This window comes from Bosea sp. 29B (genome assembly GCF_902506165.1).
Taxonomy (GTDB): domain Bacteria; phylum Pseudomonadota; class Alphaproteobacteria; order Rhizobiales; family Beijerinckiaceae; genus Allobosea.
Map to the genome: position 1 here is coordinate 3,689,284 of NZ_LR733817.1, position 13,254 is coordinate 3,702,537.

The window sequence follows — 13,254 nt, forward strand, 5'->3', positions numbered from 1 at the left end:
ATTAGCGCAGCAGTCGCCACAGCCCGGCCGACCTCAGCCCACCGAGCGCCACCACGCCATAGATGCCGGTAGCCACCAGGCTGAGGATGGCGAGCGCAATCAGCCGCGGTTCGTAAGGGAACCGGATCAGCAGTCCATAGAGCGGTTCGGCCAGCAAACGGGCGACCAGCGCGGCAAAGCCGGCAGCGACGCCGACGATGATGATCAGCAGCGGCAGGGCACGATCGGGATTCGTCCAGCCGCGCTTCAGGGCCAGGCCATAGAGCGCGCCGAGATTGATCCAGGCGCCGCAAGCGGTGGCGAAGGCAAGGCCCGGTGCGCCATGGCTCTTCCAGAGCAGCAGCTTCAGCCCGACATTGGCGGCGATGGCGGCGAGCGAGACCAGCATTGGTGTAGTCGTGTCGCCGCGTGCCTGGAAGCTCGAGACCTGGGCCCGGATCAGCACGATCGCCGGCAGGCCGATCGCATAGGCGAACAGCACGGCCCCTGCAGCCTGCGTCGCCGCATCGTCGAAGCGGCCGCGCTCGAACAACGCCGCGACGATCAGCTCGGGGATGGCGAGGAAGGCGGCGGCGAAAGGCGCGGCCGCGACGAGGGTGAGCGCGATCGCGCGGTTCTGCGCCGCCTCCGCTTTGGCTTCGTTGCCGTTGGCGATGGCGCGGCTCATCGTCGGCAGCAGCACGGTGCCGACGCCGATCGCGATCACGCCGAGCGGCAATTGGTAGAGGCGCTCGGCATAGTACAGCGCCGAATAGGCGCCGGCCGGCAGCAGCGACGCGATGATCGTGTCGGCGAAGAGGGCGATCTGCACGCCGGCCGAGCCGATCACCGCCGGTCCGAAGGCCTTGAAGAAGCCCCTGACCTCACCATCGAGGCGCGGCCGGGTCAGCGCCGCCGAGACACCTGCCTGCCGCGCCGCGATCCAGAGCAGCAGCCATTCCAGCACGCCGGCGACGGCGACGCCCCAGGCGGCGGCATGGGCCGCGCTCGGGAACAGGAAGGCGACGAAGAGCGCCCCGATCAGGCAGATATTCAGCAGGATCGGCGCGGCCGCCGCCGCCGCGAAGCGGTCGACGGCATTGAGATTGGCCGAGAGCAGCGTCACCAGCGTGACGAAGAGCAGATAGGGGAAGGTGATCCGCGTCAGCGTCACCGCAAGGTCGAAGCGCACGGGATCGCCAGCGAAGCCAGGCGCCAGCAGCCGGACCAGCTCCGGCATGAACGGGATGGCGAGCCCCGCCAGGACGATCTGGACGATGAGGTTGAGCGAGAAGACGCGGTTCGAGAACTGTGCCGCGGCGGCTTCGCCAGACTGCTCGCGGATGCGGCTATAGGCCGGGATGTAGGCCTGGTTGAAGGCGCCTTCGCCGAAAATGGCGCGGAAATGATTCGGCAGGCGCAAGGCCACCGAGAAGGCGTCCATCAGCCCGCTCACGCCGAGCGTCGCCGCGAGCACGGTGTCGCGGAGGAAACCGGACAGCCGCGAGAGCAGCGTGAAGCCGCTGACGGAGAGGATCTTTCTCAGCATCGCGCCACTCGGGCCCGCCACGGTCGGCAGTCTCCTTTGCAGGTAGCCGCATAGCTGCGTCGCGGGAGATGGTCCAGCACCGGACTCGCTATGACGCCTACCCGATCCCCGGCGGCAGCACATTGCCGCGCGGATGGGCGTTGTCGTGCTTGTCGAATCCAACCCGCTCGCCGACCAGATAGAGCGGCCGGCGCTTCACCTCGGCGAAGATGCGCCCGACATATTCGCCGATCATCCCGAGCGAGATCAGCTGGATGCCGGAGAAGAACATGATCGAGACGATCAGCGAGGGAAAGCCCGGCAGGTCGGTACCGAAGAGCAGCGTCCGGACCATGAAATACAGGCCGGTCAGGGTCGCGACGATAGCGATCAGCACGCCGAGCCAGGTCGCAATCTTCAGCGGCACGGTCGAGAATGAGGAGATTCCATCGAAGGCGAAGCTGAACAGCTTGCGGAAGCGGAACTTGCTCTCGCCATGGGCACGGTCGGCGACCGCGAAGGGCACGCCCGTCGCCGGGAAGCCGACCCAGGCATAGAGACCCTTCGAGAAGCGCGCCCGTTCGGGCAGAGCCCGCAGCGCCTCGACCACGCGCCGGTCGAGCAGTCGGAAGTCGCCGGCCCCTTCCGGCAATTCGGTCTCGCCGAAGCTGGCGAAGAGCTTGTAGAAGGCCTTGGCGAAATTGCGCTTCAGCGGGCTCTCGCCTTCGCGGTCGGTGCGCTGGCCGTAGACATTGAGGAAACCCTCGCGCCATTTCGCCAGGAAGGCGGGGATCACCTCCGGCGGATGCTGCAGGTCGGCATCCATGATCACCACGGCGTCGCCATTGGCATGGTCGAGCCCGGCGGCGATCGCGACCTCCTTGCCGAAATTGCGGCTGAAGGAGATGGCATGGATCCGGCTGTCCTGCGCGTTGAGGGCCCGTAGCGCCGCCAGCGTGCCGTCGCGGCTGCCATCGTCGACGCAGACGATCTCCCAGGAGGCGGCATTAGCGTCGAGGATCGGCTCGAGCCGTGCGATCAGCGGCGCGAGATTGTCGGCCTCGTTGTAGACCGGCACCACGATCGAGAGCTCCGGCCGCGGAGCGAGGGCCGGCATCGTGGTGGAGGCGGAGCTGGGCGCAATCGCGGACAAGGCTTTCAGGACCTTCGTTGCTCGGCTAGGGCTGTGGAACCAACCGCAGGCTCCATATACCAGCGCTGATGAATAGGGGGTAACAGCCGGCATGACCCGCAGCTTCGTGCTCTGCGCCGATGATTTCGCCATGACCGAGGGCGTCAGCCGCTCGATCCTGGAGCTGCTCGCCGCCGGCAGGCTCTCGGCCACCGGGGCTATGACCAACCGGCCGCACTGGCCGCGCCTCGCCGGCGAGCTTGCAGCCTTCTCCGGCCGAGCCGATCTCGGCCTTCACCTCAACCTGACCTGCGCTGCCCCGCTCTCGGCCATGCCGACTGTCGCGCCATCGGGCACCCTGCCGAGGCTCGGCGGGCTCGCGCCGCTGGCGCTGCGCTCCGGCGCGGCGCGTGCCGAGATTGCGGCCGAGATCGCCCGCCAGCTCGACGCCTTCGAGCAGCATCTCGGCCGGGCGCCTGATTTCGTCGACGGCCACCAGCATGTCCATGTCCTGCCCGGTGTCCGCCATCAGGTGCTCGATGCGCTGGCGGCCCGCTATCCCGCCGGCTCGGTCTATCTGCGCGACCCCAGCGATTCGATCGCGGCGATCCGGGCCCGGGGCATCGCGGTCGGCAAGGCGCTGACCGTGGCGGGGCTCGCCATGGGACTGCGCCGGTCCGCAGTCCGACGTGGCATCCCGACCAATCGCGGCTTCTCTGGTTTCTCGCCTTTCGATCCCGAGCGCGATTTCGCTGACGATCTCGAGGCCTTCCTCGTTCAGCCGGGGCCGGCGCATCTGGTGATGTGCCATCCCGGCCATGTCGACGACGAGCTCGTCGCGCTCGATCCTGTCGTCGCGACGCGCCCGCTCGAGCATGCCGCGCTGATGGCGTTCGCGCCACCGGGGCTGCGGATCGGTCGTTTCACCGACTCTGGCCGGCGTTGATCCTGTCGGGTCGCGTGCAGGATCGCCGCACGCAATCGAAAATTTACCCCATTCGTTCACCCTGCGGAGTGACGGTCCCGACAGCCTGGGGATGTCGGTGTCTGGAGTTCGCGGAAGATGAGCGTGATGGCCTGGTTTCAATCGCGGGCGCCGCGATCGCATGTGGCCGCGCCGCAGCTCGGCCAGGTCGAGAGGGTGATGCGCTCGCTCAGCAGCCAGATCGCTGGGGCTGCGGTCGCCATCGTCGCAGTTGCGATCGTCTTTGTCGTCATCGCTGCCGCCCGCTACAACGAAGCCAAGACGCGCGGCGATCTCGAGCAGAAGATGATGTCGCTGACAGCGATGATCGTCCATGCCTCTCCGCCGCTGATCCTGGCGCGCGACACCGTCACCTTGACCTACATCCTGGAATCGCTGAAGCGCGATCCCGATTTCGACGCGGGTTTCGTCGCCGATGACCTCGTCGCGCTCGCCTCTGCCGGTCGTAGTGACGAGGCGCGGCTGTCGCTGACCCCGAACAAGCTCGGCCGGGAGCTCGGGCGCGAAGCCTGGGACCTGCTCGCCGAGAAGGACACCCTGCGGCTCGAGGACAAGACCTATGTGACGCAGCTGCTCTCGGTGAAGGTCGGCGGCTTCAAGAAGCAGATCGGCTACGTTGCCTTGCGCTTCGACAAGACCCGGCTCGTCGCCCGCTCGGCCTGGGAGCAGTTCCTGACGATCGGGATCGGCATCGCCCTGCTCGTCGTGCTCGGGCCGCTGCTCTGGATCTCGCTGTCGCGGACCATGCGGCCGCTGAAGAGCATGACCCGCGCGATCGTCGGCATCTCCGATGGCAAGCTCGACACGCCGATCGACGCGGTTGGCCGCCAGGACGAGATCGGCGCGATCGCCAGGGCGCTCGGCGTGCTCAAGCTGCGCCTCGCCGAGCGGGCGAGCCTGCAGCAGCAGCAATTGACGACCGAGGCTGATCGCCATCGTCACCAGAAGCATGTCGAGGAGGCCATCGCGCTGTTCCGCGGCGAGGTCGGCGTCGCGCTCGAGGCCTTCAAGAGCAATGCCGACCGGATGGGCGAGGCTTCGGACGGCCTGGCGCGGGTCGCGGCGGAGTCGTCTGAACGCGCCGCCCGCGCCGCCCAGAATTCGCACGGTGCGTCGGCCAATGTCGAGAACGCCGCCCAGGCGGCCGAGGAAATGGGCGCGGCGATCCGCGAGGTCGAGTTCCAGATCCGCCGGGTCCGCACCGAGATCGTCGAGGCGGCCTCGGCATCCCGCGACACGGCCGGCTCGGTCCAGGCGCTGGACGAGACGGCGCGGGCGATCGGCGAAGTCGTCAACCTCATCCGCGACATCGCCGCGCAGACCAATCTCCTGGCGCTCAACGCGACGATCGAGGCGGCGCGTGCCGGCGAGGCAGGTCGCGGCTTCGCGGTGGTCGCCGCAGAGGTGAAAAGCCTGGCCTCCCAGACCGCCGACGCCACCGATCGCATCGTCAGCCAGGTCGGGGCGATCCAGGGCGCGACCACCGAGGTCGTCGACGCGATCCAGAACATCGCCACCCGCATGGGCGCGATCGAGAGCTTCGCCAATTCGGTCGCGACCTCGATCGAGCAGCAGGCGATCGCTACCGGCGAGATCGCCAGCGGCGTCGCGATGGCGAGCACCTCGGCCCTCTCCGTGTCGAGTGATCTCAGCGTGCTGGCCGACAGCGTCGAGGAGACCGGCCGGTCTGCCGAGCAGGTCCGCCAGGCCGCCGGCGAGGTCTCGGCCCAGGCGATGCGGCTCGATTCGACAGTCGACCAGTTCCTCAAGCGCGTCGCAGCTTGAGCGTTGGCCAAACGAAACGGGGCCCCGCAGGGCCCCGTCCGTCTTCATCGATCGAATGTGACGATCAGGCCTTGGCGCCGTCATAGAGCTCGGCGACGTAGTCCCAGTTCACCAGGCTCTCCAGGAAAGCCTTGAGATAGTCCGGGCGGCGATTGCGGTAGTCGATGTAGTAGGAGTGCTCCCAGACGTCGACGCCAAGGATCGGCGTGCCGCCATGCACCAGCGGGCTCTCGCCGTTCGGGGTCTTGCTGACGGCGAGCTTGCCGCCCTTGACCTCGAGCCAGGCCCAGCCCGAACCGAACTGGCCGACGCCGGCGGCGACGAAGTCTTCCTTGAACTTGTCGACCGAGCCGAAGGAATCGGTGAGCGCCTTCTCCAGCGCGCCCGGCAGCTTGCCGCCACCATTGGGCTTCATCCACTTCCAGAAGTGGAGGTGGTTGTAGTGCTGGCCAGCATTGTTGAACACGGCCGGGTTCTTGCCGTAGGAGCCCTTGACGATCTCCTCGAGCGACTTGCCCTCGAATTCGGTGCCCTTGATCGCGTTGTTGCCGTTGTTGACGTAGGCGAGGTGGTGCTTGTCGTGGTGGTACTCCAGCGTCTCCTTCGACATAAAGGGCTGGAGGGCGTCATGCGCATAGGGAAGATCGGGCAGGGTAAAGGACATGGGGCCTCTCCTTGGGCTGTCGAAATCGCGACGTGAGAATGGCTGCAATGACGCAACGCATGGGCAATGTACGCCCGGCGGAACACCCCGCCATTCGCCTGTTAGTTAAGCCGCCCGGTTCGCAGCGGCAACCGCCATAGCCCGAGAATTCCGGCACGGCCGGCCTGCGTTCCGTTGGAAGGGCCGGCGCAGGCCGTTTGGTTGGCAATACCGGATGGTATCGATAGGTTAACCGCCGAGGCGGCAAGCTGTCGCAGCTCGTCTCGCCCCAAAGGAGCAAGCGTTGGTCAGGCTTTTCGTGGTTCTCGGGTTCGCCCTGCTGGCGGGCGGTGCCTATGCCATCGTCGATGGCTGGCCATATCGCGTCCTGGAGCGTGGCTTCACTGAGGTCATCCTCGGAGGACTGTCGATGGTCGCGGGCTTGATCCTGCTCGCGCTCGCGGCGGTTCTCGCCGAGGTCCGCCGTCTCAAGGGGCTGGTCAGCGGCGCCATGGCGGCGGTGGCGCTGTCCGAGCCGCGTGTCGCCGAGCGTCCGGTGCCGGCTACGGCGCCCTCGCGTCCGGAGCCCGTGCTCGAGAAGGCACCGGCGTCCGACGCCGGGTCTGTCGGCATCGCGACCACGCTGGCGGCCGGAGCCGGCGCTGCTGCAGTGGTCGGTGCGCTGACCAGCCTCGGCAAGGCTGAGGATAAGCCTGACGAGAAGAATGCAATCGAGGCGGCGGACGAAGACGACAAGGCAGAGGGCGACGAACGGCCCCGTTCCGATCGCGCCGAGCTGCCCTCGACTGTCGTCGCCGAACCATCCCAGGCGCCCGTCGCCACGGCCGGCGACATCGATGACTGGCTTTTGCCGCCGGTCGCGCCGGTGCTCGATATCGCCCCCGCGGATGTTCGCCCAAACGAGCGAGACGAGAGCAGGGAGGCGGACGAGAAGGCCGAGGACGCGCAGGACAAGCCGAAGCACCTGGACACCGCCGATATCGACGAGGCCTCGCATCCGGCTGACGAGAAGGTCGATGACATCGCCGAACCTGATGCCGCGGTGGATGAGCCCGAAGCCGGGCAGGACGAGGACGAGCGCGACGATGCCTCCAAGCTGCAGGCCGCGCCTGCGACGAGCTCTGAGGAGCAGCTGTGGTGGCCGCGCATCGATCACTCCGCGCGGTCGGAACCGTCTTCATCAGTCGACGACGAATTCAACGCGCTGCGCGATCAACTCGCCGGGGTCGTCAATGCGCCGGAGGTCGAGCCGCCGCGGCGCGACCGTGATAACGTCGATACAGCCGAGAGCTGGATAGCGCCGCGGGCCTGGCCGCCCGTGACGCAGCCGCGCGATCCCGGTGCCCTGAGCGAGGTCGAGGCCGAGGCCGCCGACAAGGTGCCGCCGGAGGAGGCGAAGGGCGAGCCCACGCCCCTGGTGGACGAGGCTTCGCAGTCCGAACCGGAGCCGGAACTGGCCGCCGAGCCTGCCATCGCAACGATGGACGAGTCGCCTGTCGAGAAAACCGAGCCATCAGCGGCGGAAGCCAAGCCTGAGGAAGCAAAGCCGAACGAAGAGCCTGCGGCGTCCAACGAGGGCGTGATCGGCGCCTATCAGGTCGGCGAGACGCAGTTCACCATGTTCGCCGACGGCTCGATCCATGCCCGCACGCCGGATGGCGACTATGTCTTCGCCTCGATGGACGAGTTGAAGACCTATCTCGCCAGCGAAAAGGACAAGCTCGGCGCCTAGAGCATTGGACCGAAACGTGGAATCCACGTTTCGGTCCAATCTGATGCTTAGACAAGGAGCTGGATCGCCATTTTGCGTCCGATAGGACGCATCGCGATCTAGCTGACGCCTTCCGCCTCGTCGGTCTTGCCCCAGCCGCCGCCTGCCGCCGTGATGGCGAAGGCATAGGCGAGGGCGGTCTCCTTCAGCGAATCGAAGCGTCCGGCCGCCCCGGCATGGCCGGCGTCCATATTGGTGTGCAGCATGATCGGGCCGCCGCCGGTCATGGTCGCGCGCAGGCGCGCCACCCACTTCGCCGGCTCCCAATAGGTCACGCGCGGATCGGCAAGACCGCCCGTCGCCAGGATCGGCGGATAGGCCTGCGCCTTGACATTGTCATAGGGCGAATAGCCCAGGATCGTCCGGAGGGCGGCGAGGTCCCGGATCGGGTCGCCCCATTCCGGCCATTCCATCGGGGTCAGCGGCAGGCTCTCGTCGAGGATGGTGTTGAGCACGTCGACGAACGGCACCTCGGCGATGATGCCGGCGAACAGCTCCGGTGCGAGATTGGCGACTGCGCCCATCAGCATGCCACCGGCGCTGCCGCCCTCGGCGACGATGCGGCCGCGGCTGGTGAAGCCCTCGGCTGCGAGCATTTCGCCAGCGGCGATGAAGTCTGTGAAGCTGTTGGGCTTGTTCTGGCGCTTGCCGTCGAGATACCAGCCCCAGCCCTTGTCGGTGCCGCCGCGGATATGGGCGATGGCGTAGACGAAGCCGCGATCGACCAGGCTGAGCGGACGCGTCCGGAACGAGGCGGACATCGCCGCGCCATAGGAGCCGTAGCCGTAGAGCAGGCAGGGCGCCGAGCCGTCGAGCTTGAGGTCGCGCCGATGCAGCAGCGAGACCGGCACCCTGGCGCCATCCTCGGCCGTCGCGAAGATGCGGCGCACGACATAGGCCTCGGCATCATGGCCGGACGGCACCTCCTGGCGCTTCACCAGAGTGCGCTCGCCGGTTGCGAGGTCGTAGTCATAGGTCTCGGCCGGCCGCGCCATCGAAGCGTAGATGAAGCGCAAGCGGTCGGTTTCGAACTCGTAGCCGGCGTCGACGCCGAGCCCATAGGCCTCTTCGTCGAAGGCGATGCTGCTTGCCGTCTCGCTCTTCAGGTCGCGGATGACGATGCGCGGCAGCCCCTCCTCGCGCTCCAGGCGGATCAGCCGGCCAGCGAGGCAGATATGGCTGAGGATGAGCCGGCCGCGCTTGTGCGGCACGAGATCGACCCAGTTGGACGGCGAGGGATCGCTGAGCGGCGCACGCACGATCTTGAAGTCTTCGGCGCCGTCGGCATTGGTCAGGATCAGCAGCTCGTCGCCGTGATGCTCGACGCTATACTGGCGTCCCGCCAGTCGCGGCGCGACCAGCCTGGGCTTGCCCGCCTTGTCGGCGAGGTCGACAAGGCTCACCTCCGAGGTCTCGTGGTCGCTGCTGGAGATCAGCAGGAAGCGCCGCGACTGGGTCTGGTCGATATCGGCGAACAGGCCGGGATCGGTCTCCTCATAGAGCAGTTCGTCTTCGCTCTGCGGCGTGCCGAGCCGATGGCGCAGCACACGCGTCGGGCGGTGGTCGTCATCGAGAGCGACATAGGTGAAGGCGCTGGAATCGGCCGTCCAGATCATCTCGCCGGAGGTATCGGCGATCGCGTCCGGCAGCTCCTTGCCGGTGGCGAGGTCACGCACCCGGATCAGGAACAGCTCCGAACCGGCTTCGTCGGCGCTCCAGGCCAGCAGGCGATGGTCGGGGCTGTGCTCGGCGTCGCCGAGATCGAAGAACTCCTTGCCTTCGGCCAGCGCGTCAGCGTCGAGCATGACCTGTTCGCGGCCGGGCTTGCCGCCTTCGCTCGCCTGTGGTTTGCGGCAGATCAGCGGGTGCTCGCCGCCACGCCGATAGCGGCTGTAGTAGAGGAACGGTCCGTCCGGCTGCGGCGGCTCACTGTCATCTTCCTTGATGCGCCCGCGCATCTCCTTGATCAATTCGCGCTGGAGTGCCTTCGTCGGCGCCATCAGTGTATCGCACCAGGCGTTCTCCACTTCGATATGCTTGCGGATCTCGGCTGGCAGCGTATCGGGGTCGCGTAGCACATCGCGCCAGTTCTCGGCGCGCAGCCAGGCATAATCGTCGTTCAAGGTGACGCCATGGATGACGCGGCTCTGGGGGCGGACCGCGGCAATCGGCGGCGAGGCGACCTTGCCCTGGCTAGTCATGCTTGGTCTCCGGACTCGGTTTGATCATTTCCAAAGAGGCGATCCATATAGGGATCGCGCTATCTCTGCGGTTGACGACAGGTAGAGGTCGGGGTGGACACTGACAAGGACAACCTTTTGGCGCAAATGCTGCAGCGCAAAGCGTCATGGTTACGATCTGAGCTCACAAAATAAGCAATAATATGTCTCAACGAATGTATTCGAATCCTTGTCATGCCACTTGCGATATTGAACTGCATGGCTTAGACGAATGCCGCTGGTCCGTTTTGCATGATTCTATTCCGGCGGAAATTCGACCGTTCGTCGGCGGCGATCAGGGAGGGCGCTTGCGCCTGGAAACAGAGCTGGGCGCAGTCACCGCTATGACCGGTCAATATAACAATGGAGCAACGCCATCATGGCTGACCAAGACGGTTCCGATTTCATCGAGCTCACGGCAGATATCGTTTCCGCCTACGTGTCGAACAATTCTGTCCCGGCATCAGACTTGCCGTCGCTGATCAGCGACGTTCACGCCGCCCTCAATCGTGTTGTCGGCGGTGCCGCTCCGATTGTTCCGGTCGAGGCGCCGAAGCCTGCCATCGCGGTGAAGAAGTCGATCACGGCCGACTATCTGATCTGCCTGGAAGACGGAAAGAAGTTCAAGTCGCTCAAGCGTCATCTGCGCACGCAGTACAACATGTCGCCCGAGCAGTATCGCGAGAAGTGGGGCTTGCCGCCCGATTATCCGATGGTCGCGCCGAACTATGCCGAGGCGCGCTCGCAGCTTGCCAAGAAGATGGGTCTGGGCCAGCAGCGCCGCAAGCGCCGCTGAGGCACAGCGGACCAAGCTGTATCATCGCCCATGCAGTGAAGCCGCCGGATTACCCGGCGGCTTTTTCTTTTGGGAGTTTGTGACCTGCGAGCCGGGCCGGCTCCGACCCAAAAATGTCAGGAGCCTGTCGGGATAGTCGACTTCGTGCTTGTGGCGAAGGGTGATAGGAATATATACCTCTAAGCGTCGCGGTTGAATTCGGGGAGGCGATGCCCGCAATGGAACATATCATGAACATTCTGATTGCCAAGCGGCCAGACGTGATACGGTGGAGCGCGCCGGCGAGGTTGGTCGAAGCCGCCGTCTGCGGCGCGATGGGCCTGCCCGCCGGGGCGCTGCGGACCGGGCGCGGCCAGCGCCGGATCGCTTTCGCCCGCCAGCTCGCGATGTACCTGACCCATGTCGGCTTCGGCCTGACCTTGACGCAGGTCGGCGCCTGCTTCGAGCGCGACCGTACCACCGTGCGCCATGCCTGCGCCCTGGTGGAGGACCGGCGTGATCAGCCGGCCTTCGACCTCGCGGTATCAGCGCTCGAGACCGGTCTGGCGCACCTCGCCTTCGGGCTGCAGCTGGGTTTCGCCTCGGAGGCTGCATGATGAGCGCTGACGATCGCAACCAGTCGCCATCCCGCCTGCTGCGGCATCTAAGCGAGCCGGGCGCCTATGGCGTCGACTCCCCGCTCGGCTGTGGCCGGATCGCGCTCTATCGCCGCGGCGCCGGCGGAACGACGCTCGGGGCCGGCTATGTCGAGGCCGCCGAGGCGCAGGCCCTGGTCGAGGCCGGCTTCGCCTGCTGGGTCACGCAAGCGGGCAAGCGGCGGTTGCGCCTTGCCGGCGCCGAGCCCGGCAGGCCGCGCGCGACCACGACGGTGATGGTGGACGGGGAAGCGCAGCAGGTCGTGCTGGACGAGCGCGAGAGCCCGCTGCTCTGGCTCCATCGTCGTCCCGGCAAGGATGGGGCGCCGCAGATCTCGGCAGCGGAGTTTGCGGCCGGCGAGCGCTTCCGTGCCGATCTGACCCTGGCGCAGATGCTGCCGCGGGTGACGGTCAACTGGGATGCGGCCCTTGCCGCCGGCACCCATGCCCCGACGCGCGGGCCGGCTGATGCCTCCGATTCCAGTTTGGCGGCGCGCCAGCGCGTGCGCCTCGCCTGCAAGCGCCTCGGCCCCGAATTGTCAGGCCTGGCGATCGATGTCTGCGGTTTCCTCAAGGGGCTCGACCAGGTCGAGCGCGAGCGCAAATGGCCGGCGCGCTCTGCCAAGGTCGTGCTCCGGCTGGTGCTGTCGGCGCTGGTCGAGCACTACGGGCTCGGCGCAAAACAGGAACGACCGGCGAGCCATGCCTGGCGCGCGCAGGGTGCGCGCCCGACGATCCAGGCGCCGGAGCGCCTCGATTAGGTGAGCGCCGCGCGGGCGTCGTTCTTGATCCGCTCCATCATGGCGCGCACGCCGTTCGAGCGCTGCGGCGTCAAATGGGCAGCAAGGCCGAGGCGCTCATAGATCGCGAAGGCGTCGGTGGCCAGGATCTCCTGCGCCGTGTGGCCGGAATGGATGGCGATGGCGAGCGCGACCAGCCCCCGCACGATATGGGCGTCGCTGTCACCACGGAACGAGAGGCGCGTCGCCTCGCCGGGGCCGCCTTCGCCCTTGGTCTCGAGCCAGACCTGGCTGGCGCAGCCGCGCACCTTGTTGGCGTCGTTGTGCGCTTCGTCAGGCAGGGGCGCGAGCGTGCGCCCGAGCTCGATCAGGTAGCGATAGCGATCGTCCCACTCGTCGAGCAGCTCGAAATTGGCGACGATCTCGTCGAGGCTCTCGCTCATGAATTCCGCTGTCGGCCTCCGGCTCACCCGCCAGCCCTGGGGCGGGGATGGCGAAGCTCTTCGGCCTGCCGCGCGGCGAGGTCAAGTCTCAGCGGTGTCGCGGCGACGTTTCGCTGCTGCGGGTTGCGGCGCTTGCGGCCAGGGCAAGCACCCGGGCGCGGGTCTCCGGTTCCAGCCCGGCCAGGACCTCCGCGGCTTCGCGTATGCTGGCGGCGCCTTGCAGCGCCGCCTTGGGATCGATCTTGGCGAGGATGGCGATCGCCGCCTTCGCATCGACCATGAGCGCATCGGGCTCGCTCTTCGTGCCGTACACGGGCGAGTTCAGCGCGATCACGCCGACGATCGCCATGCTGCGCAGAAGATAAGCCATCTTTCGTCCCCATCCGGTTCCGGGCTCCCCAGCCCTCGGATGAGCGAACCATAGCGCCTGGGTCGAAAGATCAGGTGTTGGCGACAGCATCGATTTGAATCAAAGGCGGGATATCGTCTTCAGCTTCCATTCACCTTGCCGCGAACAACAGCTTGGCATCGGGAAGCCTGCAGCGGACCGCGCAATTCGTTGAAAAGAAATGGCTAT

The 13,254-nt window shown here is 66.7% G+C and carries 12 protein-coding genes; 6 read left to right on the plus strand and 6 right to left on the minus strand.

Translation table 11 applies throughout. From position 1 onward, the window contains the following. Position 1: 1 nt before the first annotated feature. Positions 2-1,528, minus strand: coding sequence for a murein biosynthesis integral membrane protein MurJ (murJ, locus tag GV161_RS17860; protein ID WP_152016960.1), 1,527 nt, complete (start codon positions 1,526-1,528; stop codon positions 2-4). A 97-nt stretch (positions 1,529-1,625) separates the two neighbouring features. Then, entirely contained in the window at positions 1,626-2,624 is a 999-nt protein-coding gene (locus tag GV161_RS17865; protein ID WP_152017513.1) for a glycosyltransferase family 2 protein, read from the minus strand. A gap of 127 nt (positions 2,625-2,751) precedes the next feature. On the opposite strand from GV161_RS17865, the gene GV161_RS17870 reads away from it, so the two are divergent. Together GV161_RS17870 and GV161_RS17875 are read left to right on the plus strand one after the other, a co-directional pair. Beyond that, a complete protein-coding gene (locus tag GV161_RS17870) occupies positions 2,752-3,585 on the plus strand; it encodes a ChbG/HpnK family deacetylase (RefSeq protein WP_152016961.1) in 834 nt (277 codons plus the stop codon). A 126-nt stretch (positions 3,586-3,711) separates the two neighbouring features. Then, complete coding sequence (locus tag GV161_RS17875; protein ID WP_159650288.1) at positions 3,712-5,409, plus strand: HAMP domain-containing methyl-accepting chemotaxis protein; 1,698 nt, start codon at positions 3,712-3,714, stop codon at positions 5,407-5,409. A gap of 64 nt (positions 5,410-5,473) precedes the next feature. On the opposite strand, the gene GV161_RS17880 is transcribed toward GV161_RS17875, so the two are convergent. After that, the gene (locus GV161_RS17880; protein ID WP_152016963.1) at positions 5,474-6,073 is read right to left on the minus strand and encodes a superoxide dismutase; all 600 of its coding nucleotides are present in this window, start codon (positions 6,071-6,073) and stop codon (positions 5,474-5,476) included. Positions 6,074-6,356: 283 nt separating this feature from the next. Between GV161_RS17880 and GV161_RS17885 the strand changes: the two genes are divergently transcribed. Then, a complete protein-coding gene (locus tag GV161_RS17885) occupies positions 6,357-7,805 on the plus strand; it encodes a hypothetical protein (protein ID WP_152016964.1) in 1,449 nt (482 codons plus the stop codon). A gap of 98 nt (positions 7,806-7,903) precedes the next feature. Here the strand turns inward: GV161_RS17885 and GV161_RS17890 are convergent, their stop codons facing one another. Next, positions 7,904-10,045, minus strand: coding sequence for a S9 family peptidase (locus tag GV161_RS17890; RefSeq protein ID WP_152016965.1), 2,142 nt, complete (start codon positions 10,043-10,045; stop codon positions 7,904-7,906). A gap of 397 nt (positions 10,046-10,442) precedes the next feature. Between GV161_RS17890 and GV161_RS17895 the strand changes: the two genes are divergently transcribed. The 3 genes from GV161_RS17895 to GV161_RS17905 all read left to right on the plus strand — a co-directional run bounded on the left by GV161_RS17895 (position 10,443) and on the right by GV161_RS17905 (position 12,255). After that, complete coding sequence (locus GV161_RS17895) at positions 10,443-10,859, plus strand: MucR family transcriptional regulator (protein ID WP_091831652.1); 417 nt, start codon at positions 10,443-10,445, stop codon at positions 10,857-10,859. 230 nt (positions 10,860-11,089) lie between these two features. Continuing rightward, complete coding sequence (locus GV161_RS17900) at positions 11,090-11,455, plus strand: helix-turn-helix domain-containing protein (protein WP_244624261.1); 366 nt, start codon at positions 11,090-11,092, stop codon at positions 11,453-11,455. Beyond that, a complete protein-coding gene (locus GV161_RS17905) occupies positions 11,455-12,255 on the plus strand; it encodes a DUF6456 domain-containing protein (protein ID WP_152016967.1) in 801 nt (266 codons plus the stop codon). The genes GV161_RS17900 and GV161_RS17905 overlap by 1 nt, the downstream gene beginning before the upstream one ends. Here GV161_RS17905 and GV161_RS17910 read toward each other — a convergent pair. Both GV161_RS17910 and GV161_RS17915 read right to left on the minus strand, forming a co-directional pair. Further along, positions 12,252-12,677 (minus strand): SufE family protein, encoded by a 426-nt coding sequence (locus tag GV161_RS17910; protein ID WP_152016968.1) that lies wholly within the window; start codon positions 12,675-12,677, stop codon positions 12,252-12,254. The two genes, GV161_RS17905 and GV161_RS17910, sit on opposite strands and share 4 nt — an antisense overlap. Positions 12,678-12,765: 88 nt before the next feature. Continuing rightward, entirely contained in the window at positions 12,766-13,047 is a 282-nt protein-coding gene (locus tag GV161_RS17915) for a hypothetical protein (RefSeq protein ID WP_143079671.1), read from the minus strand. Between the last annotated feature and the right edge of the window lie 207 nt (positions 13,048-13,254).